The following is a 24,217-nucleotide window of genomic DNA, read 5'->3' as shown; positions in this document are numbered from 1 at the left end:
CCCCGGCCTTACGGTGAAGGGGTTCCACGAGAAGGGAGCACCGCCGTGGCCGATCGTGTCCCGCTGGATTTCGCCCCGCCGGTCCGCCAGGTGCGGTCCCTGCTGCTGGGTATCACCGACGACCACCTGCGGGCCCCCACTCCGTGCCCCGACTGGACGGTCGGCGACCTGCTCGATCACCTCGCCGGCCTGTCCCGGGCGTTCACCCAGGCAGCGCAGAAGAAGTTCGACGCGCCGGACGGTGCTCCGCCTGAGCCCTCCGCGGCCCACCTGTCGGCCCAGTGGCGCAGCCGTCTGCCGGTCGTCCTGGAGGATCTGGCCATCGCCTGGCGTTCGCCCTCGGCGTGGGAGGGCACGGCTCGGGCCGGCGGCGTGACCATGCCCGCCACCGAGATGGGACTGGTCGCGGTCAACGAGCTCACCATGCACGGCTGGGATCTGGCCCGGGCGACCGGCCAGGAGTATGCCGCCGATCCGCGGCTGCTCGAGGCGCTGATCGAGTTCCTCTCCCAGGGACCGCCGGAGGGCACCCCGGGAATGTTCGGCCCGGTCGTGCAGATCGAGAGCGAGGCCGAGCTGCTCGATCAGGCCGTCTCACTCGCCGGCCGCAACCCCCGCTGGCGCCCGGCCACGTCCGCACACTGAAATCCGCGGACCAGTCACCAGCCGGAGCGGTCCGAGGAGCCGGAGCGGTCCGAGGAGCCGTGGATCAGCGCGTCCGGCGGCGGCGTGAACTTCACCTTCGGCTGCCCCTTCAGCGCGTCCTTCAGCGTCTCCGCCACGGTGAACTTCGAGATCGTCCCGCGGCTCGACCCCACCGTGTTCTCCGGATTGTCCGGGTCCGCCACGAAGGCCGCCGCCGCCAGTTGCGGGGTGAAGCCGCAGAACCAGGCGCTCCGGTTGCTGTCTGTCGTGCCGCTCTTGCCCGCCACCGGCCGTTTCAGGGTCGCGTACACCATGGGTGAGGTCTCCCAGCCGCCGCAGCTGCCCTTCGCCGCTCCGTAGCCGGTGACGCAGCGGGCCGCGTCGGTCGCTGCCTGGGCGACCTCCGGTCGCAGGGCCTGGCGGCAGCGCGGGCCGGCGACCTTCTTGCCTTTGTACGTCAGCGACGCCCCGTCCCGCGTATTGATCATGCGGACCGGGATGGGTTCGCAGTACCTGCCCTCGGCGCCCAGGGTGGCGAAGACGTTGGCCATCTCGATCGGGGTCGCGTCGCTGACGCCCAGGGTGAACGCGCCCCACCCGTCGGCGTGGTCCGGTCCGGCCAGCGTGCGGTCGATCTCCGTGCGCCACTTCAGGCCCAGCCGCTCGGCCATCCGGACCGCCTTCTCCGCCCCGACCTTCTGTTCCAGCTGCACGAAGTACGTGTTGACCGACTTGCCGAAGCCGCTCCACATGGTCTGCCGGCCGGTCATCGAGGCGGTGGAGTTCTTCGGGCACCAGTGCACGCCGCAGGTCGCCGGCCCGGGGGCGGTGATGTACTTCGTGACGAACCGCTGCGGGGAGTTGAAGGCCGTGTCCAGCGGCATTCCTTCTTCCAGCGCCGCCAGCATCGTGAAGATCTTGAAGGTCGAGCCGGCCTGGTAGCCCGCCATGTCACCGCCGCCGAGCAGCGGGTTCACGGTGTTCGGGTAATTGCCCTTGAAGTCGTCGCGCTTGCGGCGGTCGCTGTGCTCACCGTTGTTCTCCTGGTCGAGCGAGTACTTGCGGTTCACCGCCATCGCCTTGATCCGGCCGCTGCCGGGCTCGATGACGACCTCGCCGTGTGCGTAGACGCTCTTCTTCTTCTCTTTGTCGAGCACGTGCTTCAGCGCCGACTTCTGGATCTTCGGGTCGATGGTGGTGACCACCTTGTAGCCACCGCGGCGCAGGTTGGCCATGCGTTCCTGCGACGTCTTGCCGAAGGCCGGCTGTTCCATCCACCAGTTGCGCAGGTAGTCGCAGAAGAAGCCCCAGTCGTTGTGCTTCTTCGGCACGGAGACGCAGTCGTTCGGCGGCGTGGTCAGCTTCAGCTTGATCTTGGACTTCTTCGCCGCCGTCGCCTCGGCCGCGGTGATCGCGTTCATCTTGAGCATCTGGTCGATCACGTAGTTGCGCCGGTTGGTCGCCGCGGACTGGTCGTTGGTCGCCGGGTCGTACGCCGAGGGCGCCTTGACCAGCCCGGCGAGCAGGGCCGCCTCGGTCAGCGACAGGTCCTCGGGCTTCTTGGAGAAGAAGACCTCGGCCGCCGCGAAGATCCCGTACGCCCGATGCCCGAAGTACGCCGAGTTCAGGTACCGCTCGAGGATGTCCTGCTTCGACAGCCGCTTCTCCAGCTCGATGGCCAGCCGCATCTCCCGCAGCTTGCGGGCGGTGGTCTGCTCGGTCGCCTCGAGGGCCTGCTTCGGAGTCTTCGCGCCGTCGCGCAGCGCCATCCGCACGTACTGCATGGTCAGCGTGGACGCGCCCTGGGAGACGCCGCCGGCCTGCTGGTTCGCCACGAAGGCCCGGGCCACGCCCTTGGCGTCCACGCCGTTGTGCTCGTAGAAGCGGGTGTCCTCGGACGCCACGATCGCCTGGATGATGAACGGCGACATGTCGGCGATCTTCGTCGGCTTGCGATGCTCCTCGTAGAAGGTCGTGAGCAGCGTCTTGCCGTCGTTGGCGTACACGTAGGTGGTCTGCGCCGACGGCACCTCGGTGAGCCCCTCCGGCATGCTCTCCAGCGCGCCGGCGCCGTTCTTGGCGCCGACGCCGGCCAGCGCCACCAGCGGGAAGATCAGACCCGCGACCACGATCCCGGCGATGAGTCCCGCGCGGATGAGCGGCGCGATCCGTCCAGCTTTGGCGAGTCCGGTCTTCGTCACCCTTCGAAGGTATGACAAAACCGCTCATGTCCTCACGGAACGGCTGAAGTAATCGGCCGGATCACATCCGGCATGCTGAAGCGTGTGACCTCTTCCGTGGACCTTCCCGCGCCCGCCGGGGCAGCAGCGGCGGATCTGCACCACCACGGTGACGCCGAAGTGGCTCCCGGGCTGGTGGACCTGGCGGTCAACGTGCGGCGCCAGCCGATGCCGGAATGGCTCGCCGGGCCGATCCAGGCGGCGCTGACCGAGCTGGCGGCGTACCCCGATGACACCGCGGCGACCGCCGCCGTCGCCGCCCGGCACGGCCGCGACCCGGCCGAGGTGCTGCTCACCGCCGGTGCGGCGCAGGCCTTCGTGCTGATCGCCCAGGCGCTGCGCGACGCGCGCCGGCCGGTCGTGGTGCACCCGCAGTTCACCGAGCCGGAGGCCGCGCTGCGCCAGGCCGGGCACCGGGTCGAGCGGGTGCTGCTGCGCGAGGCGGACGGCTTCCGGCTCGACCCGGCGCTGGTGCCCGCCGACGCGGACCTGGTCTTCGTCGGCAACCCCACCAACCCGACCTCCGTGCTGCACCCGGCCGCCGACGTGGCCGCGCTGGCCCGGCCCGGACGGGTGCTGGTCGTGGACGAGGCTTTCGCGGACACCACGTACCGGCCCGGGGCGGGCGGTGAGCCCGAGTCGCTGGCCGGCCGCCGCGACCTGCCGGGCCTGCTCGTGCTGCGCAGCCTGACCAAGACCTGGGGACTGGCCGGTCTGCGGATCGGCTATGCGCTCGGCCCGGCCGGGCTGCTGGCCCGGCTGGCCACCGCGCAGCCGCTCTGGGCGGTCTCCACCCCGGCGCTGGCCGCGGCCACTGCCTGCGCGAGTCCGGTCGCGGTGGCCGCGGAGCGGCGGATCGCCGCCGAGCTGGCCGCCGAGCGTGACCACCTGGTGGAACAACTGGCAGGCGTGCCGGACGTCACTGTCGCCGGGCGGCCGGCCAGTGCCTTCGTCGCGGTCCGCTTCCCGGGCGCCGACCAGGTGCGTCTTGAGCTGCGCAAACGGGGGTACGCGGTACGCCGCGGCGACACCTTCCCGGGGCTGGGCGCCGATTGGCTCCGGATCGCGGTGCGCGACACTGCCACCACGGACGCGTTTGTTGCGACCCTGACAGATGTGCTGAAGGAGCGACAGTGACCCTGGAGACGACCCTCGCCGCGATCGGCCCCGCCGATGAGCCGGCCATGGCCGCCGCCCGTGACCTGCAGGCCCGCCTGACCAAGCCGGCCGGCTCGCTGGGCGCCCTCGAGGAGTTGTCCGTCCGCCTGGCCGGACTGGCCGGCGCCTGCCCGCCGCCGCTGCCGGAGCCCGCCGCGATCGCCGTCTTCGCCGGGGACCACGGCGTGCACGCCCAGGGCGTCTCGCCGTGGCCGCAGGAGGTCACCGCCCAGATGGTGGCGAACTTCGTGGCCGGCGGTGCGGTGATCAACGCGTTCGCCCGCCAGGTGGGCGCCTCGCTGATGGTCGTGGACGTCGGCGTCAAGATCCCGCTGCACGGCGGGGACACCCTGCTCGACGCGAACATCCGCCGGGGCACCCGCGACCTCGCCGTGGAGCCGGCGATGACCGTTGACGAGGCCCGGGCGGCGCTGGAGGTCGGCATCTCGGTGGCCGGCGCGCTGGTCGACGGCGGCGCGAAGTGCCTGCTCACCGGCGACATGGGGATCGCCAACACGACCCCCGCGGCGGCCCTGGTGGCCGCCTTCACCGGTGCCGACGCGGCGGCGGTGACGGGCCGGGGCACCGGCATCGACGACGAGACCCACGCCCGCAAGATCGCCGTGATCGCCGGTGCGCTGGCCACCCACGCACCCGACCCGCAACAGCCGCTGGCCACCCTGGCCGCCCTCGGCGGTCTGGAGCACGCCGCGCTGGCCGGCTTCATCCTCGGAGCGGCCGAGCGCCGGGTGCCCGTGATCGTCGACGGAGTCATCGCCTGCTCGGCTGCCCTGGTCGCCGCCGCGTTCGCCCCGGACGCCGTCGCCGCGATGGTGGCGGGACACCGCTCGGTCGAGCCCGGTGCCGCGGTCGCGCTGGCCGAGCTGGGCCTCACCCCGCTGCTCGATCTGGGTATGCGACTCGGCGAGGGCACCGGCGCCGCGCTGGCCCTGCCGATCGTCGCCGGCGCGGTCCGGGTCCTGCACGACGTGGCCACCTTCGACTCGGCGGGAGTGTCGGAGAAGTGAACCTGTATCCCATGGCGCTCAAGCTCGACGGCCGTCGGGTGCTGGTCGTCGGGGGCGGCGCGGTGGCGACCCGGCGGATGCCGGCTCTGCTCGCCGCCGGCGCCCGGGTCGACCTGGTGTCACCCGCGCTGACGCCGGCGCTGCACGCGTACGTGGCGGCGGGCCGGCTGACCTGGCAGGAGCGGCGGTTCGTCGCCTCGGACGTGGACGGCGCCTGGCTGGTGCAGGTGGCCATCGACGATCCGGCGGCCGCCGCCGAGGTGAGCGTGGCCGCCGAGGAACGGGGCGTGTTCTGCGTACGCGCGGACGACCGCGACGCCGCGACCGCCTGGACCCCGGCAGTCACCCGGCACGACGAGGTCACCGTGGCGGTCACCGACAGCGGCGACCGTAAGCGCGCCCGGGCCGTCCGGGACCTGATCGCTGCCGCCCTGGAGGAAACCCCGCAGCGGCGGCAGGAGCCGTTGCGCGGCCAGGTGGCGCTCGTCGGCAGCGGGCCCGGCGACCCCGAGCTGATCACCGTCAAGGGGCGCCGCCTGCTGGCCCGCGCCGACGTGGTGGTGGCCGACCGGCTCGTGCCCGGCATGCTGCTGGACGAGCTGCGGCCCGACGTGGAGCTGGTCGACGCGGCCAAGATCCCGTACGGCGCCTCGGTGGCCCAGGAGGAGATCAACCGGGTCATCGTCGAGCGGGCGAAGGCCGGGGCTTTCGTGGTACGGCTCAAGGGCGGTGACCCGTTCGTCTTCGGCCGCGGCGGCGAGGAGGTCGTGGCGTGCGCCGAGGCGGGCGTACCGGTGCTGGTCGTCCCCGGGGTGACCAGCTCGATCGCCGCTCCGGCGCTGGCCGGCATCCCGGTCACGCACCGCGGCGTGGCCCACGAGTTCACCGTGGTCTCCGGGCACGTGCCGCCGGACAGCCCCGAGTCGCTCGTGGACTGGGCCGCCCTGGCCCAGCTGCGCGGCACGCTCGTGGTCCTGATGGGCCTGAAGAACCTGCCGAGGATCGCCGCCCGGCTCGTCGCCGAGGGCCGGGATCCGCAAACGCCGGCCGCTGTCGTGCAGGAGGGCTCGACAGACGCCCAGCGCGTGCTGCGCAGCACCCTCGGCGAGGTGGCCGCGGCCGCTGCCGAGGCGGGAATCAAGCCGCCCGCCGTCGTGGTGGTCGGCGACGTGGTCGCGGTCCTGGAACGGGGATAGCCGCGTGAGCGATGGGTAACGGTCAGACATGAGTGAGCGACCGCACATGACATTGTCCGGGATCGTGCTCGATGCCCCGGACGCACAGGAACTCGCCGCGTTCTATCAGCGGCTGCTCGGCTGGAGCGTCGTCCAGGACGAGCCCGGCTGGGTCAAACTGGGCGCGCCCAACGGCGGGCCGGGGCTGTCCTTTCAGACCGAGTCGGCGTACGTGCGCCCGGTCTGGCCGGCCGGCCCCGACGATCAGCAGATGAGCGTGCACCTCGACATCGAGGTGGAGGACCTGGAAGCCGCCTGCGCCCACGCCGAGAAGGCCGGGGCGACCAGGGCGGACTTCCAGCCGCAGGACGACGTCCGGGTCTATCTCGACCCGGACGGCCATCCCTTCTGCCTATTCCTTTAGCTGCTCCTGCTCGGCGGCCGGCTTGGCGTCGGTGTCCGGCACGCCGAGCTCGTTGAGGAACGTGCGGGCCCACTCGGCGACGTCGTGGGTCCGCAGGTGCCGCTGCATGACCCGCATCCGGCGCTTGAGCTCGGCCGGCTCCGCGCCGACCGCGCGCAGCAGGGCGTCCTTGACCCCGTCCGGGTCGTGCGGGTTGCACAGGAACGCCTGGCGCAGCTCGGTCGCCGCCCCGGCGAACTCGCTGAGCACCAGCGCGCCGCCGCCGTTGGCCCGGCAGGCGACGTACTCCTTGGCGACCAGGTTCATGCCGTCGCGCAGCGGCGTCACCATCATGACGTCGGCCGCGACATAGAGCGCGGCCAGCTCCTGCTTGCTGTACGACTGGTGCAGGTAGTGCACCGCCGGCATGCCGACCCGGCCGAACTCGCCGTTGATCCGGCCGACCTCGCGCTCCACCTTGACCCGCAGCGTCTGGTAGTGCTCGACGCGTTCCCGGCTCGGCGTCGCGACCTGCACCATGACCGCCTCCGGCACCTTGAGCTTGCCGTCGGCCAGCAGCTCCCGGAACGCCTTGAGCCGCAGCTCGATGCCCTTGGTGTAGTCGAGCCGGTCGACGCCGAGGATCACCGTCTCCGGGTCGCCCAGCTCGGCGCGGATCTGCTTGGCCCGGGCCTGTACGGCCGGGTCGGCCGCCATCTTCTCCATGTCCGCGGTGTCGATGCTGATCGGGAACGCCCCGGCCTTGACCTTGCGGCCGTCGACCTGGATCGACTGGCCCTCGTAGCGCAGCCCCAGCAGGTGCCGGGCCAGCCGGACGAAGTTCTGCGCGGCCAGCCGCTGCTGGAAGCCGACCAGGTCGGCGCCGAGCAGCCCGCGCAGGATCTCGGCCCGGAACGGCATCTGCATGAACAACTCGATGGGCGGGAACGGGATGTGCAGGAAGAAGCCGATCCGCAGGTCGGGACGCATCTCGCGGAGCATCGCGGGCACCAGCTGGAGCTGGTAGTCCTGCACCCAGACGGTCGCGCCCTGCTCGGCGACGTCCGCCGCGGCCTGCGCGAAACGCTGGTTGACCAGCCTGTACGCCTCGCGCCAGCGCCGTTTGTAGACCGGCGTCTCGACGGCGTCGTGGTAGAGCGGCCAGATGGTGGCGTTCGACTGGCCCTCGTAGTAGCGCTCGAGCTCCTCGGCGCTCAGCGGCACCGGATGGATCTTGATGCCTTCGAGCTCGAACGGCTCGGGCGCCTCCCCGTCCCCGCCGGCCCAGCCGATCCAGGTGCCCTGTTGCTGGGTGAGCACCGGATGCAGGGCGGTGACGAGTCCGCCGGGGCTCGGGCGCCATTGCCGCTCGCCGTCGACCATGACTTCGTCGACGGGCAGGCGGTTGGCGACGACAACAAAGGAACTTCGTTCGGCCACGCTGAGTGCACCTCCGGGTCGTGCTGGGTTCCCAACCCTGAGCCTACTGTGCGTAGCTGCTCGGGGCTGGCCCCGCTATGGTCCGGCCGCGCGGCACCGCCTCTGGCGGGAAGGTGCCATTCTGGGCCGGTGAGCCAGTCCGTTGATCTTCCCCCGCCGCGCCGGCCGCTGTTCTTCCCTGTGGTCATTGCCACCGTGCTGCTGAGCATCATCGGGATGTCGGCGGGCCTGGTTCTCGGATCCCGCCACGAGACGCAGCGGCAGGCGGTGGACCAGACGGGTTATGTACCCACTGAGCCCACAGTCTCACCTGAACGTTGTCCCCAGGAGATGCACGACACCGCCCGCCGGGTCCTCGGCCGCGCCGTCGAGCTGCGTCAGGTGCTGCGGGTGCGGGTGGAGCAGACGGGCACCTCGGTGTGGATCTGCGCCGACGACGGCGGCAGCCTGTATTACCAGGCCAACCGGGGTGGGGAGGAGCAGAAGTGGATCGAGGGCGAGACCGCGCTGTTCCTGGACGGCGTCGAGGAGCGTGATGGCGGCTACTTCGCCAAAGCCCACGACGGCAACACGTTCTTCGTCACCGAGAACCGGCTGGAGGTGGTCAGGAAGGGCAAAATGCAGCCCTACGACGTCGTGCCCGAGTGAAGTGAGCGGGGAATCCGGGCGGCCCGGTCGGGGTTGCTGTAGGTGGCCGGTAGGGACCTGGAAAGATTGGTCTTTCGTTCCGGCAACCGGAAATCACGATCTCGGAGGTAGGCCGCACCGTGGCCCAGTTCATCTACGTCCTGGAAAAGGCGCGCAAGGCGCACGGCGACAAGGTCGTGCTCGACGATGTGACGCTCAACTTCCTGCCCGGCGTCAAGATCGGTGTGGTCGGCCCCAACGGCGCCGGTAAGTCCAGCCTGTTGAAGATCATGGCCGGTGTCGACACCGTGAGCAACGGCGAGGCGCGGCTCATGCCGGGCTACTCCGTCGGCATGCTCGCCCAGGAGCCCCCGCTCAACGACGCCAAGACCGTCCTCGGCAACATCGAGGAGGCGGTCGCGGAGACCAAAGCCAAGCTCGAGCGGTTCAACAAGATCGCCGAGCAGATGGCCACCGACTACACCGACGAGCTGATGGAGGAGATGGGCAAGCTCCAGGAGGAGCTCGACCACTCCAACGCGTGGGACGTCGACTCCCAGCTCGAGCTGGCCATGGATGCCCTGCGGTGCCCGCCGCCGGACGCCGACGTCACCCAGCTCTCCGGTGGTGAGCGCCGCCGCGTCGCGCTGTGCAAGCTGCTGCTCGAAGCGCCCGACCTGCTGCTGCTCGACGAGCCCACCAACCACCTGGACGCCGAGAGCGTGCAGTGGCTGGAGCAGCACCTGGCCAAGTACGCCGGCACAGTCATCGCCATCACACACGACCGGTACTTCCTGGACAACGTCGCGACGTGGATCCTCGAGCTGGACCGCGGCCGCGCGTTCCCGTACGAGGGCAACTACTCGACGTACCTCGACAAGAAGGCCGCCCGCCTCAAGCTGCAGGGCCGCAAGGACCAGAAGCTGCAGAAGCGCCTCGAGAACGAGCTCGAGTGGGTGCGCTCCAACGCCAAGGCCCGGCAGACCAAGTCCAAGGCCCGCCTGGACCGCTACGAGGAGATGGCCACCGAGGCCGAGAAGACGCGCAAGCTGGACTTCGAGGAGATCCAGATCCCGCCGGGCCCGCGCCTGGGCAACACGGTCATCGAGACCAAGGACCTGGTCAAGGGCTTCGACGACCGGGTGCTCATCGATCACCTGTCGTTCTCGCTGCCGCGTAACGGCATCGTCGGCATCATCGGCCCGAACGGCGTCGGCAAGACCACGCTGTTCAAGACCATCGTCGGGCTCGAGCAGCCGGACGAGGGCCAGGTCCGGGTCGGCGAGACCGTCAAGCTGTCGTACGTGGACCAGAGTCGTTCCGGCCTCGACGGGTCCAAGACGGTGTGGGAGGTCGTGTCCGACGGGCTGGACCACATGATGGTCGGCAAGGTCGAGATGCCGTCCCGCGCCTACGTCGCCGCGTTCGGCTTCAAGGGGCCGGACCAGCAGAAGCCGGTCAAGGTGCTCTCCGGTGGTGAGCGCAACCGGCTCAACCTGGCGATGACCCTGAAGATCGGCGGCAACGTGCTGCTGCTCGACGAGCCGACGAACGACCTGGACGTGGAGACGCTGTCCAGCCTGGAGAACGCGCTGCTGGAGTTCCCGGGCTGCGCCGTGGTCATCTCCCACGACCGGATGTTCCTGGACCGGATCACCACCCACATGCTGGCGTGGGAGGGCACCGATGAGGACCCGGACAAGTGGTTCTGGTTCGAGGGCAACTACGACGCGTACGAGAAGAACAAGATCGACCGTCTCGGCGCCGACGCTGCCCGCCCGCACCGGGTGACCTACCGCAAGCTGACGCGTGACTAGGTTTACCTATGACGCGGCTGTGCGCTGGTCCGACATGGACGCGTACGGCCACGTCAACAACGCGCGCTTCCTCACCCTGTACGAGGAGGCGCGCGTTGCCATGTTCTTCATCGGCGCCCGGGCCCAGGGGCTGACGTCGTTCGAGGACGGGATCGTCATCTCCCGGCACGAGGTCGACTATCTGCGGCCGGTCGACTACGGCGAGGCGGTCCGGATCGAGCTGTGGATCTCCGAGCTGCGGGCGGCCAGCTTCACCGTGAGCTACGAGTTGTTCGACGAGGACGTGCTGGCCAGCCGGGCGAAGTCGGTCTGCGTGCCGTTCAACCTGGCCGAGCAGTTCCCGCGCCGGCTGACCGACGCCGAGCGGGATTTTCTCCAGCCGTACCTGGAGAATTGAGGATGGCAGCCCACGGCATCGCCGGCGTCGCGGATGCGGGGGCTTTCCTGGCCCGGCTGACCCGGCTGGACCGCAACGTGCTGGTCCGGCTGCGCTCGGCGGGTGAGCACACCGCACTGTGGGCGGTGCTGCCCTGGGGTGTGCTGGTCACCCGCCTGGTGGCCGGGCCGGGCCCGGGTGATGCCACCGTGCCGGCGGCCGAGCTGCTCGCGGCGCTGGCCACGCAGAACCCGGAGCTGCCGGCGCGGCGGGACGCCGACTGGCGCTGGCCGTTGCCGCCGGCCCGATCGACAGCGGTCGAAGCGGTGGCGGCGGCCGAGCTGAGCCGGCTGGCCGAGGCGGCGGCCGGCACGTTGCGCGAGGTGACCGCGGGTGGTCTGGCGGGGCGCGCGGTCGGGCAGCGCGCCGTGCGCGACGCCTTGCTCGATCACGTTGCGCTCGTCGTCACGCGCCCCGGCGGGGAGCCGGTGGAGGTCTCGCAGCGCCTCGTCCAGGCGGTGTCGCGGATGGGCTTTCTCGGTCCGGCCGACAAGCAGACCTCGGCCGCGCGAGTGTGCGTGGCGGGACGCTGGGTGGGACTTTCTGCACCATATGGAGTCGCGTGGCTACAGCCGGTCCAAGTATTGACCGTCATGCCTATAGGGGGTCACCCGAAAGGGTGATGCTGCATCGGTCGTCCGGTCGCGCCCTCCCTTTGAGGGGATGACCTCCGCGACCTGTACGGGTACCGTCGCCCCGAGGTCCACCGCTACGTCCGGCGGCGGGCCTGCTGGGGAGTGAGGTGCACAACGATGCCGTGGTGGTCATGGCGTCCCGGGTCGGCCGGAGGCGATGAGCCCGAGACCGGCGGCGAGGTGGCGTTGCAGAGCAGCGTCCGCGTCGGAGTGCCGACGCAGCGTGAGCCGGGACACTCTTCGATGTCCTCCGCTGATCTTTCCTCGATCGACGAGCCGGAGCATGTCGCTCCGGTCGATCTGGCCCGGATCGGCAAGGCCCTCGATCTGCTCGATATCCGGTTCCTGGCCGATGGCGGTGGCAGCCTGCTGGCCATGTGGGAACGGCACGCGGTGCTGTTCACGCTCGAAGGCCCCGACGACGAGATCCTGGTCATGCGGGCCCGTCCGCACGCGACCGTCCCGCCGGACTGGGCCGACCGCGCATACCGCGTGGTCAACGAATGGAACCACACCCGCCGCTTCTGCAAGGCCTACGTCGGCGATCCCACCGAACGCGGACAGCTGCCTATCTACGCCGAGCTGCAGGTTCCGCTCGCCTCGGGTGCCCACGACCCGCTGCTGGTGGAGATGCTCGACTGCGGCGCGGCCGTCGCGACCTCGTTCGTCGACTGGCTGCACGACGAGGGCGCACTGCTCTGACGGAGGAATGAAAAAGGGCCCCGGATCACGGGGCCCTTTTCCGTGTCCGGTCTCAGCCGGGCGGGAACATGCCGATCCGGCCGTGGAACTCGCGGCCCAGCTTGTCGGTGTCCGAGCCGACGATCAGCCCCTCCGGCACGACCTGGAACGCCCGCACGCCGACCCCGCGGTCCCGGCTCGGGTTCCAGCCCAGCGCCTTGCCGGTGGACGGGTTGAGCGCGCCGATGCCGACCCGCGGAACGGCGCCCGGGCCGGGGCCCTTCGCGTCGCTGCCGTAAGGGTTGTCCAGGTAACGCTGGTGGCCGCCGACGTACACGGCGCTGCCGGTCACGGCGACCGCGTAGAGCGAGTCACCGCCGGTGCGCTGCACCCAGGTCGGGTTGTGCCGGCCGCCGCCGGTGGCCTCGAAGCGGGCCGCCGAGTCGCACAGCTTCGTCGGCGAGGATGCCCGGCCGGTCGCCGCGACGACCAGGTACTTGCCGTCGGGGGAGAACTTCACCTGCCGCAGGTACGTGTCGAAGCCCTGCAGGCACGGCGGCGCGTACGCGTCGGTGTACCAGCTGGTCAGCACGGCCGCGGGGCCGGCGACGTCGAACATGGCGATCTGGTTGCGGGCGGCCGTGCCGGACTTGAGCAGCGCGCCGACCGCGATGAGCCGGGTGCCGTCGGGGGAGATGTCGAAGTGCTCGACCCGGGTCCGGCTCAGGCCGGGGGCGGACAGCTTGGCGTCGAAGCCGGTGTCGACCGCGCCGGTGCCCGCATCCATCCGGGCCAGCCCGACGCGGGTGACGCCGTTGATCGCCGAGAAGGTGCCGGCGGCGTAGAGCTTGCTGCCCCGGGCGCTCAGGGCGCGGACGTCACCCCAGTTGATCTTCGCGCCGAACGCGGTGATCCGCGCGCCGGTGCTGACCGCGACCCGGGCGACACCCCGCTGGGCGGCACCGTTCACGGTCTTGAATCCTCCGCCCAGGTAGACGGTGTTGCTCGCCCCCGCGGCCAAGGAGTAGACCGCGGCGTCGACGGCGGGGGCGAACGAGCGCACCGCACCGTCCTTCAGCCCGTACGCGAAAATGTTCTTCCGGGCGTAGGTGGTCTTGCGCGCGCTGTCCTGGACCTTGGTGAAGCTGCCGCCGACGACGACCGTGTCCCCGACCACCGCCAGCGCCCACACCGTGCCGTCCAGGACGTGCGGCGTGAAGTCGACCGGATTGGCCGAGACCACCGCCGGTTGGGCCATGTCAGCCGCGGCGGGCGTCGCGCCCAGCAGAGCGGCGCAGGTCAGCGCGGTGGCAGCGAACAAACGGCGGCGCATCGGTCAGCTCCAGGGATCGGGACCGCGACGTCGGTGAAGTGACGATCGCGTCGTTCACCCGATCAACGAGCGGGTTGACCTCCGGGATGCGCGTCCATCTTGTTGACCATGAAGTACGCGGCGCGCTCCAGATAGTCCCAGAGGGCGCTGTGGTGCGGCTCCGGCAGACCGAGCGAGTCGACCGCGGCCCGCATGTGCAGCAACCAGGCGTCCCGCTCGGCCGGACCGACCGTGAACGGCGCGTGCCGCATCCGCAGCCGCGGGTGCCCACGCTGCGCCGAGTACGTGTTCGGGCCGCCCCAGTACTGCATGAGGAACAGCGTCAGCCGTTCCGCCGCCGGGCCCAGATCCTCCTCGGGATACATCGGTCGCAGCAGGGGATCCTGCGCAACCCCCTCGTAGAAGGCGTCGACGAGCCGGCGGAAGGTCGGCTCGCCGCCGACGGCCTCGAAGAAGCTGACTTCCGGTTCCTCGCTGGATGCGCTCACCGATCCAGTTTGCCAGCCGCCCGGTGCCGGGCCGGGCCGGGTGTGACGCGCGTTGCTCTGGCCGGTGCGGCGGTGACCGGGACGTCGGCGACCGTATAGGTCGGCCGCCGGACCACGAGCACCACCATCAGGGCCAGGCCGCCGAGACTCCACAGGCCCACGACCAGCGGGATCGAGGAGAACTGGGCCAGCGCGCCGGTCGCCACCACCGCGAAGAACTGGGTGAACTGCACCCCGCCCTGCATGACCGCGTACGCCCGGGCGCGGTAGCCGTGCGGGAGGGCGAGCACGAACTCGCCGTTCAGGGTGGGCATGAGACCGCCCTGGGCGACGCCGGAGATCGCCGCCAGCACGGCCACCGTGGTGGCGTTGGGTGCGAACGCGGTCAGCGCGAGGGCCAGCGGGGTCAGCACGGCGAGGGGTTTGACCAGGCGGATGCGGTCGGGCTGACTGACCAGCCGGCCCACCACCAGCCCGCCGATCACAAAACCGACCGGGCCGGCCGCCATGATCATTCCCTGGTCGAAGCCCCGGGCGGCCGGATCCTGGTCGAACACCGCGGCCCAGCCGGCGGCCAGGCCCTCGGGCAGGATCGTGAGGGTGGTCAGCCCGAACACCATGAGGGCGATCGAGCGCAGCAACGGCGTACCGAAGACCAGCCGGAAGCCCTCGCCGGTCTCCCGCAGCAGGTGCCGGCGGTGGTCCGGCCCGGCGGCGGCCGGCCGCGGATGCACCCACAGCGCGATGATCGCGGCCGAGATGATGAAGGACACCGCGTCCAGCGCGATGCCGAGCCGGGCGTTGATGCTGGTCGCGATGAAGGCGCCGACCAGATAGCCGAACACCTGCGCGGCCTGCGAGGTGGAGGCGTTGACCGCGAGCCCGCTGACGAGCCGGCGGCGGTCCAGGATCAGCGGCAGCAGCGCCGAGCGGGCCGCCTGCGTGGGTGGCGCCCCCAGCATGGCCACGAAGAGCAGGATGAGGATGGCATAGACCGGCATGCCGGGCAGGGCGATGAGCGCGATCGGCACGGCCCGGGTCAGATCGGCGACGATCATGACCCGGCGGTACGGATAGCGCTCCGCGAGCGCCGCCAGCACCGGCCCGCCCACGATCCACGGCAGATAGCTGATCGCGAAGGACGCCGCGGACAGCAGCACCGAATCGGACTGCTGGTAGACCAGCACGGTGATGGCGGCCCGGGCCAGATAGTCACCGAGCCAGTTGACGACGAGCGAGAAATAGACCGCTCGGTATTCGCGGACCGCGAAGAGGTCGCGGAAGGTGACGGGACCATCCGGCTCCGCAGCGTCCCCGGCCCGGTGGGCCGGCTGCGCAGCGCGTCGGTCGTCCGACACCTGGACCCTCCATCGATCGCGACGACCGGCGGGATCACCGCCGGTCGGACACGTCCGGGGGAAAATCGGGGTGCTCAGATCCCGCGCGAACGTGCCGCTGCAAGTGCAGATGCTCTTTGCACGATTCTGCCCGATCGTCCGAGTCCTGGCTAGGGCATACGGGGCGAACGTCGGCCGTTCGGTCGAGGCCGGACCTCCCCCATCATGCCGTAAGCCCAGGTCAGGTCGCACCACCCGGTGTACCGGAAGAGTCACCCGGCCCGCTGGAAAACGTCGGGGGAACCGCCGAACGGGGCAGCATCCGCGACACCGCGATCCGCTCGGAGATGCCGGAGGTCTCCAGCGCCTCGGTGAGCCGGCGCCGCAACTCGCGCTGCACGATCGGCTGACCGTCCGCCGTGGTCTTGGCGATCGTGCGGATCACCGCGCCGTCGACGGTCAGCTGCTCGACCCCGATCACGTCCGGCGGCTCCAGGAACTCGGTCGCGTGCTCCGGCTCCTCGGCGAGGGCCAGCGCGGCCCGGCGCAGCACCGAGGTGGCCTCCTCGGAGTTCACGAAGCCGATGGGGATGTCGATGACCACCATCGCCCACCCCTGGCTCTTGTTGCCGACCCGGATGATCTCGCCGTTGCGGATGTACCAGAGCACCCCGCGCATGTCCCGCACGGTGGTCACCCGCAGCCCGACGGTCTCCACGACCCCGACCGCGTCGCCCAGGTCCACCGAGTCGCCGACGCCGTACTGGTCCTCCAGCAGCATGAACAGGCCCGCGATCAGATCCTTGACCAGGCTCTGCGCGCCGAAGCCCAGGGCCACCCCGACGATGCCGGCGCTGGCCAGCAGCGGGCCCAGGTTGAAGCCGAGCTCGCCCATGACCAGCAGCACGGCCATGGTGAAGACCACGGCGGTGACGAAGCTGCGCAGCACCGAGCCGATCGCCTCGGCCCGCTGCCGGCGGCGCTCGGGGATGAACGTGTTCTCCGCGGCTTCCTGCTGCTTGTCGGCGCGCTCCCGCAGCGGCTTGAGCAGCGCCGGCATGGCGGCCCGCGACGTGGTGGCGGTCAGCCGGCGGATGCCGCGGTGCAGCAACCACCGGATGAGCATCGCGACGAGGATGATCGCGATGATCCGCAGCGGCTTCACGATGAACACGTAGCTGCTGTTGGCCAGCCACTGGGTGTCGGTCTGCTCGAACACCCAGGAGCACAGCGCGTCGGACTTGCAGCTCTCCGAGACGTCCGGCGTCCCGTTGAAGATCGGTTCGGCGGAGCCGGAAGGGGCGGGGATGGGGGCCAGCGGAATCACGGGGCCCTAACCTACCGGGCCAGGCACCCCGCGGTGGAACCGGACATCTCCCGTGGAGACCTCAGACGTTTACGGTCCGGCCACAGATTGTGCTCGCCAATTCGTCATTCATCAGGGACTATTGGGCCACGAGCACCGGTAGATCCGGCGCTCGCGTCATGACGATCAGCACACGGGAGCGGTTGCTAGCACCTACACCGAAGGGTGATCGCGATGCCTGACATACGACCCACAGTGGGCTCCTCCGCGTTGGTGTTGAACGCTACCTACGAGCCGCTGTGCGTCGTATCGGTGCGTCGGGCGACCATCCTGGTGTTGACGTCGAAGGCCGAGTGCGTCTCCGACGGCGACGGCATCCTGCACAGTGCACACCACACTCTCCCGGTGCCGTCGGTGGTCCGGTTGACCAGGTACGTGAAGGTTCCGTACCGCACCCACGTCGGACTTTCCCGGCGGGCGATATTCGCCCGGGACGGCGGCCGCTGCGCCTACTGCCGCGGTTCGGCCGAGACCATCGACCACGTGTTCCCGCGCAGCCGCGGTGGGCTGCACGCCTGGGAGAACGTGGTCGCCGCCTGTGCCAAGTGCAATCACAGCAAGGGCGACAAGACCCCGGCGGAGCTGGGCTGGCGCCTGCACGCCGCCCCGGCTGCCCCGCGCGGCGTGGCCTGGCGCGTGCTGGGCCATCGCACCCCCGACCCCCGCTGGGCGGACTGGCTCGACCTGCCCAAGCCGCTCGGGGCCGAAGCCGCGTAGCCGGCCACGGGTCCTCGCCGGCTATGTGTCCTCGGCGCTGACCAGGCTGGCGAAGACCACGACGTTGTCGCTGTAGCCCTGCTTGCCGCCCAGCCACTTGCCGCCACAGGTCAGCAGGCGCAGCGACGGCCGGCTGTAGTCGCCGTAGACCCGCTTGACCGGCAGCTTCTCCTTGCTGAAGTGCTCGACCGAGTTGATCTGGAAGATCGCCACGGAGTCGTCCTCGCGGAGCACCTCGATCTTCTGGCCCGCCTTGAGCTTGCCCAGGTTGAAGAAGACGGACGGGCCCGACCGGGTGTCCGCGTGGCCGACGATCAGCGCCGGGCCGAACTGCCCCGGGGTCGGCCCCTGGTCGAACCAGCCCGCCTCGTTGTGCCGCTGCAGCGGCGGTACGTCCACCGAGCCGTCCTTCGCCCGCCCGACGTGCAGGATCGGCGCCTCGACCTTGATCGAGGGGATCGTGAGGCGCTTCGGCGGGCTCGGGTCCAGGACCGGGAACGCCCGGGGTGGGGGCTTGTCCGGGCCGCGGAACAGCTCGCTCAGGTCGAAGCCGGTCGCCGCGCCGAGGCCGGCGCCGACCGTGAAGAGGCCGACGAACACCAAGATCGCGGCCATCAAGCCGAGCGGCATCGGCCGGCGTGCGGCGGCCGGCATCGCACGGGCGGCGGCCACGGGGTGGGGCGAAGGCCTGCGGGCCGGTACCCGTGCCGGGGCGGACCGGGGCTGCGGTCGGGGCCGGGGCTGGGGTCGGGCCACGATCTCGGCCGGGCGGCGGCGCAGCACCGACTCGGGCATCCGCGGCCCAGGAGGAGGCGTCGACCCGGAGATCGCCCGGCGGGTCATCCGCCGCCCCTCAGCCGAACCGGCGGCGGCGCGCGGCCACCACGCTCAGCGCGACACCCGCCGCCAGCGCCGCCAGCCCGCCGCCGATCAGCAACGGCGCCGACCCGCCACCCGCGGTGCCGCCACCGCCGGTCGCCGGTCCGCGCGCCGGCTCGACCCGGAGCACCACGTGCATCGTGCTCTTGGCGGTCTTGCCGTCGGGGCATTCGAGGGTGACGTCATAGTCGCCGGCGTCGGTCGTGGCCGGCACCCGGGCGGTCGCTGTCAGGAAGCCGTACCGGGGGGAGACGATGACCGCGCCGGTCGGATCCGTGGTGACCGTCGCCGCTTTGAGGTTGTCGTCACAGCTCGCCCGGATGCCGACCTCGTCGCCGGCGCGGACCGTGCTCGGGTTGGTCTCCACGAAGACACCGGCCGCGTGAGCGGGGATGTCGTCGATCAGCACCAGCGGCAGGGCCAGGGCCAGCGCCGCCAGCGCGGCCGGGACGGGTGTGCGCATGACCTCCCCCTCCTGCCGTCCGGGGCACGAACTTCACGGACGGCTCATGGGGGAGATTTTCGCACCTCCGGGCCGTTTTCGCGTGGCTGCGGAGATCCCGCTTATGAGTGTTGACACCCGACGCTCCGCGACGACCCGCACTCCGCTACCGTGATTGACGTTCGGATCACTGGGAACACAGTGAATTGGCCCGGTTCCTTATGACGCCTGGGGGCGTTGAGGTTGTCGATATTCAGCACGCTTCTCATCTACGCGATCATCCCGTTGGGTGTCATCGTCGTTGTCGCGGCGCTCGTCGCCGCCGGTTCCAGCCGGAGCCGGCCCGCGCGTCGCTACCGTCCCGGCCGGCCGTACGACTTCAAGCCGATCTGGTTCCTCGCGTCGCCGGCGCAGGTGAGCCCGGCGTTCGGCGGCAAGACCTCGTCCGCTCGGGAGCTGCCCCCCGGTGTCCTCGAGGACGCCAAGGGCATGCAGGTCCGGCCCGGCACCACAGGAGGCGCAAGTGACCGTTGGTGAGCACCAGGCCATCGTCAGCGGCCCCGCCGAGCAGCCGCTGACCGCGCTGGACGAGCCCGGCGGCCCGACCCTGAGCGAGGAGCCCGAGCTGTCGACGTCCGACGCGGGCGTCGACGCGCTGGACGGGCCGTTCACCACCCGGCAGCTGCTGCGCCTCGACGAGGCGCTGCGCGTCGCCGACCAGCAGACCGGCCTGACCTTCAGCGTCTACATCGGCGACCTCGAGGAGCCGACCCGGGAGTATGCCGAGCAGCTGCACCGCCAGCTCGACGGCGCGGCGAAGGCCGTCCTGGTCGCCATCTCGCCGAACCAGCGGGTCCTGGAGATCGTCACCGGCAGCGACGCCCGCAAGCGCATCTCCGACCGCGACGCCAAGCTGGCGGCGCTGTCGATGGCGGCGTCGTTCGCCGGCGGTGACCTCGCCGGGGGCGTGCTCGCCGGGCTGGACCAGCTGGCGTCACACGCCGGCCGGCACTAGAGCCAAGCGGACGGGGCGACCCGGACCGGGAACGGGGCGTCGACCTGCACCAGGTCGTCGCCCCGAATCGTCTGCCGGGGCAGGTAGCCCTCGGGTCCCAGGGCGTAGGTGTGCAGCACCGGCGCCGGGTCCGGCTCGATCCGCCAGTAGGTGGCGATGCCCGCGTCGGCGTACAGGGTGGGCTTGAGCAGCCGGTCGTAGCGGCGGCTGGTGTCGGTCTCGACCTCGATCACGCACGCGACGTCGGCCGGGTCGGCCCAGATCGCACCGGACGACTGCGGCTTCAGCACGGTCACGTCCGGGATCAGGTTGCTGGCGCCGGCCTCGATGCCGAGCCGGGCGCAGATCCACCAGCCGCTCGGGGCGGCGCCGCGCAACGTGGTCAGCACGGCCCGGACGACGGCCTCGTGCGGGCCGTCCAGCGGCGGGGTCACGTGCAGGCTGCCGTCGACGATCTCGTAGCGGTGGCCGTCCTGCGGGAACAGGTGCAGGTCCGGTTCTGTCCAGCGGCCGTCCGGGGCGGTCCACCTCGGCAGTGAGTTCGTACCGATCGCCACCGGGCCACCTCCAACGCCGTGGAGTGCCAGCGTACTCACGCTGAGTTGTTTCCGCCGGGTTTCGGGCGCCGTAAGTTTCGCGGGTCGTGCGGATTCAGTCCCGCACGACCCGCACAAACTCGTCAACCGGCGGCGGCGTCCTTCGCCCGGGCCTTCAGCGCCCGCAGCACACCGTCACGGCCCTCGGCCACCAGCCGGCGCAGCGAGGGGGAGTGCCCGTCGCCGGCCAGCCAGGCGTCAGTCAGCGCGACCGTCTCCTCACTGACCTGGTACGCCGGGTAGGCCAGCATCGCGAACTCCTGCGCGGGCTCACTGTCGGAGCGCGCCCACACGTCGTCGACCACCTCGAAGAACTTCGGCGCGTACGGCGCGGTCAGCTCCACCTGCGACGAGGTCTGGAAACCCTGCAGCAGCGAACGGCTGAGCCAGTTCGGCAGCTTCTCGTCGCCGGTCAGCTGCGCCCACACCCGCGCCTTGTTCTCGGGCGTCGGCAGCAGGGCCCGGGCCAGCGCCGCCTCCCGCTCACCGCTGGCCGTCCGGTCCGTGGCCAGCTCCTCGGCGATCTCCTCCTCGGTCGCCGCGCCCCGGGCCGCCAGCGCCTCCAGCAGCGACCAGCGCAGCTCGGTGTCGATGGTCAACCCCTCGGGCACCCCGGCACCGGACAGCCAGCCGCGGAGCACCACGAGGTCGTCCTCGCCGCGGCCGGCGTTGATGAAGGCGCGCGCCCAGGCGAGCTGGAAGCCGCTGCCCGGCTCGGCCGCCGCCAGCGCCGCCCGGGCGGTGTCGGCGAGCAGCGCCCAGCCGGTCGGTGCCCACGCCGGGTCCGCGTACATGGTCAGCGTCGTGGCCGCCTGCCGCAGGGTCGCGGTGGTCAGGTTGATGTCGCGTTCCTTGGGCAGGCCGGTGCTGACCAGGGCCAGGTAGTCGCGCGCGGCCAGCTCGGCGTCGCGCAGCATGTCCCAGGCCGCGGCCCAGCACAGCGCCCGCGGCAGGGACGACTCGAAACCGTCGATGTGCTGCACGACCGCGGCCATCGAGCGCTCGTCCAGGCGCAGCTTCGCGTACGTCAGGTCGTCGTCGTTGAGCAGCAGCACGTCCGCCGCGGGCACGCCGGCCAGCGCGGGGATCTCGGTCTCCTCGCCGCTCACGTCGATCTCGAGCAGGTCGCGGCGCACCAGCCGGTCGCCCTGCACGTCGTAGAGGCCGACGCCGATGCGGTGGGTGCGCAGCGTGGGGTAGGCGGCGGGCGCCTCCTGCTTGACCACGACCTTGGAGTACGCGCCGTCGCCGCCGATGGTGAGCACCGGGCGCAGCGTGTTGACCTGGGCCGTCTCCAGCCACTGGGCGGCGAACTTGCGCAGCTCCCGGCCGGACGCCGTCTCGAGCTCGGTGAGCAGGTCGTCGAAGGTGGCGTTGCCCCAGGCGTGCCGCTGGAAGTACGCCCGCAGCCCGGCCAGGAAAGAGTCCAGCCCGACGTACGCGACGAGCTGCTTGATGACGCTCGCGCCCTTGGCGTACGTGATGCCGTCGAAGTTGACCTCGACGGCCTCCAGGTCCGGCATCTCGCAGTAGACCGGGTGGGTCGAGGAGAGCTGGTCCTGGCGGTAGCCCCAGGCCTTGCGGACGGACAGGAACGTCGACCACGCGTCGGTGAAGCGGGTCGCCGAGGTGTTGCACCAGTGGCTGGCCCACTCGGCGAACGACTCGTTCAGCCACAGGTCGTTCCACCAGCGCATGGTCACCAGGTCGCCGAACCACATGTGGGCCAGCTCGTGCAGGATCGTGTTGGCGCGCTGCTCGTACTCGTAGTCGGTGACCTGCGAGCGGAAGATGTAGTGCGCCTCGGCATGCGTGACGCAGCCGAAGTTCTCCATCGCGCCGGCGTTGAAGTCGGGCACCCAGAGCTGGTCGTACTTGGGCAGCGGGTACCGCACGCCGAACTGCTCGTGGAAGAAGTCGAAGCCCTGCTTGGTGATCAGGAACAGGTCGTCCGGGTCGAGGTACCGCGCCATCGAGGCCCGGCAGAAGACGCCCAGCTCGATGCCGTCGTGACTGTCGCGCACCTCGTGGTACGGCCCGGCGCAGAGCGCGGTGATGTACGTGCTCATCCGCGGCGACGTGCTGAAATGCACCGTCTTGGCGCCGCCGGCCGCCTCGGACGTGGACTCCACCGGCATGTTGGACACGACTTTCCAGTGTCCCGGGACGGTGGCGTGCCAGGTGAAGATGCTCTTGAGATCGGGCTGGTCGAAGGCGGCGTAGACGCGCTGGGCGTCCGCCGTCTCGAACTGGCTGTACAGGTAGATCTCCTGGTCGACCGGGTCCTCGCTGCGCTGCAGGCCCTGCCCGCTCGCCGAGTACGCGAAGTCGGCGTCGACGACCAGGGTGTTGTCCGCCGCCAGGCCGGTCAGGGCCAGGCCCCGCTCGGCCGACCAGCCGGACAGGTCCACCGGGGTGCCGTTGAGCACCGCGGACCGGACACTGGCCGCCCCCACCTCGATGAACGTCTCGGCGCCGGGCTCGGCGCAGCGGAACGTGACCTCGGTGGTCGACCGGAACGTGCCGGCCCCGGGCCCGCCCTGGCCGTCGGTCAGATCCAAGGCGATGTCGTACCCGGTCACCTCGAGCAGGCGGGCCCGCTCGGCGGCCTCGACCTGGGTCAGGTTACGAACTCCGGCCACGTTCACTCTCCTCCATGCTGGTCCAGGCTTCGTCGCCCGACCTAGAGCTTTCCACGTCACCCTATGCGCTTGACCGGTGGCGCATGTCACCGCCGGGTGCGGGCGGAAAGGGGCAGGATCAGAGGTATGACTGAACGCTCCGCGGTCGACATGTGGTTCGACCCGATCTGTCCCTGGGCCTGGATGACCTCGCGCTGGCTGCTCGAGGTGGAGAAGGTCCGGCCGGTCGACATCACGTTCAACGTCATGAGTCTCTCGGTGCTCAACGCGGGCCGTGACCTGCCCGAGCAGTACCAGGACCTCATGGCCAAGGGATGGGGCCCGGTCCGGGTCTGCATCGCCGCCGCCGAGGCGGCCGGCCCGCAGGTCCTGCGCGACCTCTACACGGCCCTCGGCACCCGCATCCACCTGCAGAAGTACGAGCTGGACGAGAAGCTCTACACCGAGGCGCTGACCGAGGTCGGCCTCGACCCGGCGCTGGCCGACGCGGCCGGCAGCGACGCCTGGGACGACGCGCTGAAGGCCAGCCACGACGCCGGCATGAAGCCGGTCGGCACGGACGTCGGCACGCCGGTGATCCACGCGCCGGGCCCGGTCGAGGGGGAGAAGGTCGCATTCTTCGGCCCGGTGGTCACCCCGGCCCCGAAGGGCGACGTGGCAGGCAAGCTCTGGGACGGCGTCCTGCTCGTCGCGGGTACGCCGGGCTTCTACGAGCTCAAGCGCAGCCGCGACATCGGACCGATCTTCGACTGAATCGCCACCTGAGCCTCCGGCAGATCGTTGGATGTAATGAGAACCACATCTGACCGGAGGCTCTGATGGCCGAGTCCGACAGCGTTGCCACTTCCACGATCGCTGTGCATCGTGGCGTGTGGGACAGCTTCTGCCCCAATCTGCCGGCGGATGTCGCCGCGATGGTGGCGCCGCCCGTCACTGTCACCGCCTTTCCGGTGGCCGAGGCGGGCCCGCCCGTCGCGGCGGTCCGCAAGGCGAAGCAGGCCAAGTTGCGCGGCAACATGCCGTCCGTGCCCGCGTACGGCAAGGACCGCCGCTCGAAGTGAGCGTGGGAACACACCGGGGTGTGCGCGCGACTGTCACAGCCGGTCGGTAGGTTCGC

The 24,217-nt window shown here is 70.8% G+C and carries 25 protein-coding genes; 15 read left to right on the top strand and 10 right to left on the bottom strand.

Going from position 1 to position 24,217, the window contains the following annotated elements:
• Positions 1-45 precede the first annotated feature (45 nt).
• The gene (locus ACZ6S4_RS41380) at positions 46-645 is read left to right on the top strand and encodes a TIGR03086 family metal-binding protein (RefSeq protein ID WP_465480129.1); all 600 of its coding nucleotides are present in this window, start codon (positions 46-48) and stop codon (positions 643-645) included.
• 14 nt (positions 646-659) lie between these two features.
• Here ACZ6S4_RS41380 and ACZ6S4_RS41375 read toward each other — a convergent pair whose 3' ends face one another.
• Positions 660-2,846 carry a transglycosylase domain-containing protein gene (locus ACZ6S4_RS41375; RefSeq protein ID WP_465480128.1) on the bottom strand — a complete coding sequence of 729 codons (2,187 nt, stop codon included), beginning with the start codon at positions 2,844-2,846 and terminating at the stop codon, positions 660-662.
• Positions 2,847-2,918: 72 nt separating this feature from the next.
• Here ACZ6S4_RS41375 and cobC point away from each other — a divergent pair, with 72 nt between their 5' ends.
• Genes cobC through ACZ6S4_RS41355 form a run of 4 tightly spaced genes read left to right on the top strand, consistent with a single transcriptional unit; the run spans position 2,919 to position 6,670 of the window.
• Positions 2,919-4,022 carry an Rv2231c family pyridoxal phosphate-dependent protein CobC gene (gene cobC / locus ACZ6S4_RS41370; protein WP_465480127.1) on the top strand — a complete coding sequence of 368 codons (1,104 nt, stop codon included), beginning with the start codon at positions 2,919-2,921 and terminating at the stop codon, positions 4,020-4,022.
• Positions 4,019-5,071 carry a nicotinate-nucleotide--dimethylbenzimidazole phosphoribosyltransferase gene (gene cobT / locus ACZ6S4_RS41365; protein ID WP_465480126.1) on the top strand — a complete coding sequence of 351 codons (1,053 nt, stop codon included), beginning with the start codon at positions 4,019-4,021 and terminating at the stop codon, positions 5,069-5,071. The genes cobC and cobT overlap by 4 nt, the downstream gene beginning before the upstream one ends.
• Positions 5,072-5,082: 11 nt before the next feature.
• Positions 5,083-6,267 (top strand): uroporphyrinogen-III C-methyltransferase, encoded by a 1,185-nt coding sequence (gene cobA, locus ACZ6S4_RS41360; RefSeq protein WP_465480160.1) that lies wholly within the window; start codon positions 5,083-5,085, stop codon positions 6,265-6,267.
• A 28-nt stretch (positions 6,268-6,295) separates the two neighbouring features.
• Positions 6,296-6,670, top strand: a complete 375-nt coding sequence (locus ACZ6S4_RS41355; protein ID WP_360823732.1) for a VOC family protein — start codon at positions 6,296-6,298, stop codon at positions 6,668-6,670.
• On the opposite strand, the gene ACZ6S4_RS41350 is transcribed toward ACZ6S4_RS41355, so the two are convergent.
• Positions 6,659-8,089 (bottom strand): alpha,alpha-trehalose-phosphate synthase (UDP-forming), encoded by a 1,431-nt coding sequence (locus tag ACZ6S4_RS41350; protein ID WP_465480125.1) that lies wholly within the window; start codon positions 8,087-8,089, stop codon positions 6,659-6,661. The two genes, ACZ6S4_RS41355 and ACZ6S4_RS41350, sit on opposite strands and share 12 nt — an antisense overlap.
• A gap of 129 nt (positions 8,090-8,218) precedes the next feature.
• Here ACZ6S4_RS41350 and ACZ6S4_RS41345 point away from each other — a divergent pair, with 129 nt between their 5' ends.
• From ACZ6S4_RS41345 to ACZ6S4_RS41325, 5 genes are all read left to right on the top strand, one after another.
• Positions 8,219-8,737 (top strand): hypothetical protein, encoded by a 519-nt coding sequence (locus ACZ6S4_RS41345; protein WP_465480124.1) that lies wholly within the window; start codon positions 8,219-8,221, stop codon positions 8,735-8,737.
• Positions 8,738-8,856: 119 nt separating this feature from the next.
• Positions 8,857-10,533: an energy-dependent translational throttle protein EttA gene (ettA, locus tag ACZ6S4_RS41340; protein ID WP_465480123.1), complete on the top strand. Its 1,677-nt coding sequence runs from the start codon at positions 8,857-8,859 to the stop codon at positions 10,531-10,533.
• The gene (locus ACZ6S4_RS41335) at positions 10,526-10,930 is read left to right on the top strand and encodes an acyl-CoA thioesterase (protein ID WP_465480122.1); all 405 of its coding nucleotides are present in this window, start codon (positions 10,526-10,528) and stop codon (positions 10,928-10,930) included. The genes ettA and ACZ6S4_RS41335 overlap by 8 nt, the downstream gene beginning before the upstream one ends.
• Before the next feature lie 2 nt (positions 10,931-10,932).
• Positions 10,933-11,592, top strand: coding sequence for a DUF8185 domain-containing protein (locus ACZ6S4_RS41330; protein ID WP_465480121.1), 660 nt, complete (start codon positions 10,933-10,935; stop codon positions 11,590-11,592).
• A gap of 129 nt (positions 11,593-11,721) precedes the next feature.
• On the top strand, positions 11,722-12,306 hold the full coding sequence (locus ACZ6S4_RS41325; protein WP_451916353.1) for a type III secretion system chaperone family protein: 585 nt from the start codon (positions 11,722-11,724) through the stop codon (positions 12,304-12,306).
• A 52-nt stretch (positions 12,307-12,358) separates the two neighbouring features.
• On the opposite strand, the gene ACZ6S4_RS41320 is transcribed toward ACZ6S4_RS41325, so the two are convergent.
• The 4 genes from ACZ6S4_RS41320 to ACZ6S4_RS41305 form a co-directional block, all read right to left on the bottom strand.
• Positions 12,359-13,618, bottom strand: a complete 1,260-nt coding sequence (locus ACZ6S4_RS41320) for a delta-60 repeat domain-containing protein (RefSeq protein ID WP_465480120.1) — start codon at positions 13,616-13,618, stop codon at positions 12,359-12,361.
• A gap of 62 nt (positions 13,619-13,680) precedes the next feature.
• On the bottom strand, positions 13,681-14,106 hold the full coding sequence (locus ACZ6S4_RS41315) for a globin (RefSeq protein ID WP_465480119.1): 426 nt from the start codon (positions 14,104-14,106) through the stop codon (positions 13,681-13,683).
• Positions 14,103-15,464: an MFS transporter gene (locus ACZ6S4_RS41310; protein WP_465480118.1), complete on the bottom strand. Its 1,362-nt coding sequence runs from the start codon at positions 15,462-15,464 to the stop codon at positions 14,103-14,105. Before ACZ6S4_RS41310 ends, ACZ6S4_RS41315 begins: the two co-directional genes overlap by 4 nt.
• 220 nt (positions 15,465-15,684) lie before the next feature.
• Entirely contained in the window at positions 15,685-16,770 is a 1,086-nt protein-coding gene (locus tag ACZ6S4_RS41305; protein ID WP_465480117.1) for a mechanosensitive ion channel family protein, read from the bottom strand.
• A 213-nt stretch (positions 16,771-16,983) separates the two neighbouring features.
• Here ACZ6S4_RS41305 and ACZ6S4_RS41300 point away from each other — a divergent pair, with 213 nt between their 5' ends.
• Positions 16,984-17,526: an HNH endonuclease gene (locus tag ACZ6S4_RS41300; protein ID WP_465480116.1), complete on the top strand. Its 543-nt coding sequence runs from the start codon at positions 16,984-16,986 to the stop codon at positions 17,524-17,526.
• A 21-nt stretch (positions 17,527-17,547) separates the two neighbouring features.
• Here ACZ6S4_RS41300 and ACZ6S4_RS41295 read toward each other — a convergent pair whose 3' ends face one another.
• Together ACZ6S4_RS41295 and ACZ6S4_RS41290 are read right to left on the bottom strand one after the other, a co-directional pair.
• Positions 17,548-18,141, bottom strand: coding sequence for a class F sortase (locus tag ACZ6S4_RS41295; protein ID WP_465480115.1), 594 nt, complete (start codon positions 18,139-18,141; stop codon positions 17,548-17,550).
• Positions 18,142-18,379: 238 nt separating this feature from the next.
• A complete protein-coding gene (locus ACZ6S4_RS41290; protein WP_465480114.1) occupies positions 18,380-18,868 on the bottom strand; it encodes a hypothetical protein in 489 nt (162 codons plus the stop codon).
• A gap of 216 nt (positions 18,869-19,084) precedes the next feature.
• On the opposite strand from ACZ6S4_RS41290, the gene ctaJ reads away from it, so the two are divergent.
• Together ctaJ and ACZ6S4_RS41280 are read left to right on the top strand one after the other, a co-directional pair.
• The gene (ctaJ, locus tag ACZ6S4_RS41285) at positions 19,085-19,384 is read left to right on the top strand and encodes an aa3-type cytochrome oxidase subunit CtaJ (RefSeq protein ID WP_465480113.1); all 300 of its coding nucleotides are present in this window, start codon (positions 19,085-19,087) and stop codon (positions 19,382-19,384) included.
• A gap of 70 nt (positions 19,385-19,454) precedes the next feature.
• The gene (locus ACZ6S4_RS41280; RefSeq protein ID WP_465480159.1) at positions 19,455-19,862 is read left to right on the top strand and encodes a DUF5130 family protein; all 408 of its coding nucleotides are present in this window, start codon (positions 19,455-19,457) and stop codon (positions 19,860-19,862) included.
• On the opposite strand, the gene ACZ6S4_RS41275 is transcribed toward ACZ6S4_RS41280, so the two are convergent.
• Both ACZ6S4_RS41275 and pepN read right to left on the bottom strand, forming a co-directional pair.
• Positions 19,859-20,419 carry a Uma2 family endonuclease gene (locus ACZ6S4_RS41275; RefSeq protein ID WP_465480112.1) on the bottom strand — a complete coding sequence of 187 codons (561 nt, stop codon included), beginning with the start codon at positions 20,417-20,419 and terminating at the stop codon, positions 19,859-19,861. The genes ACZ6S4_RS41280 and ACZ6S4_RS41275 overlap by 4 nt on opposite strands.
• A 122-nt stretch (positions 20,420-20,541) precedes the next feature.
• A complete protein-coding gene (gene pepN, locus ACZ6S4_RS41270) occupies positions 20,542-23,100 on the bottom strand; it encodes an aminopeptidase N (RefSeq protein ID WP_465480111.1) in 2,559 nt (852 codons plus the stop codon).
• Between the two features lie 126 nt (positions 23,101-23,226).
• On the opposite strand from pepN, the gene ACZ6S4_RS41265 reads away from it, so the two are divergent.
• Together ACZ6S4_RS41265 and ACZ6S4_RS41260 are read left to right on the top strand one after the other, a co-directional pair.
• Entirely contained in the window at positions 23,227-23,853 is a 627-nt protein-coding gene (locus ACZ6S4_RS41265) for a mycothiol-dependent nitroreductase Rv2466c family protein (RefSeq protein WP_465480110.1), read from the top strand.
• A 65-nt stretch (positions 23,854-23,918) separates the two neighbouring features.
• Positions 23,919-24,161 (top strand): hypothetical protein, encoded by a 243-nt coding sequence (locus ACZ6S4_RS41260; protein ID WP_465480109.1) that lies wholly within the window; start codon positions 23,919-23,921, stop codon positions 24,159-24,161.
• The last annotated feature ends 56 nt before the right edge of the window (positions 24,162-24,217 follow it).

It is taken from the genome of Actinoplanes sp. NPDC051405, from assembly GCF_055586185.1.
The sequence above is the reverse complement of the archived record's forward strand: the minus strand, read 5'-3'. Positions and strand labels throughout refer to the sequence as shown.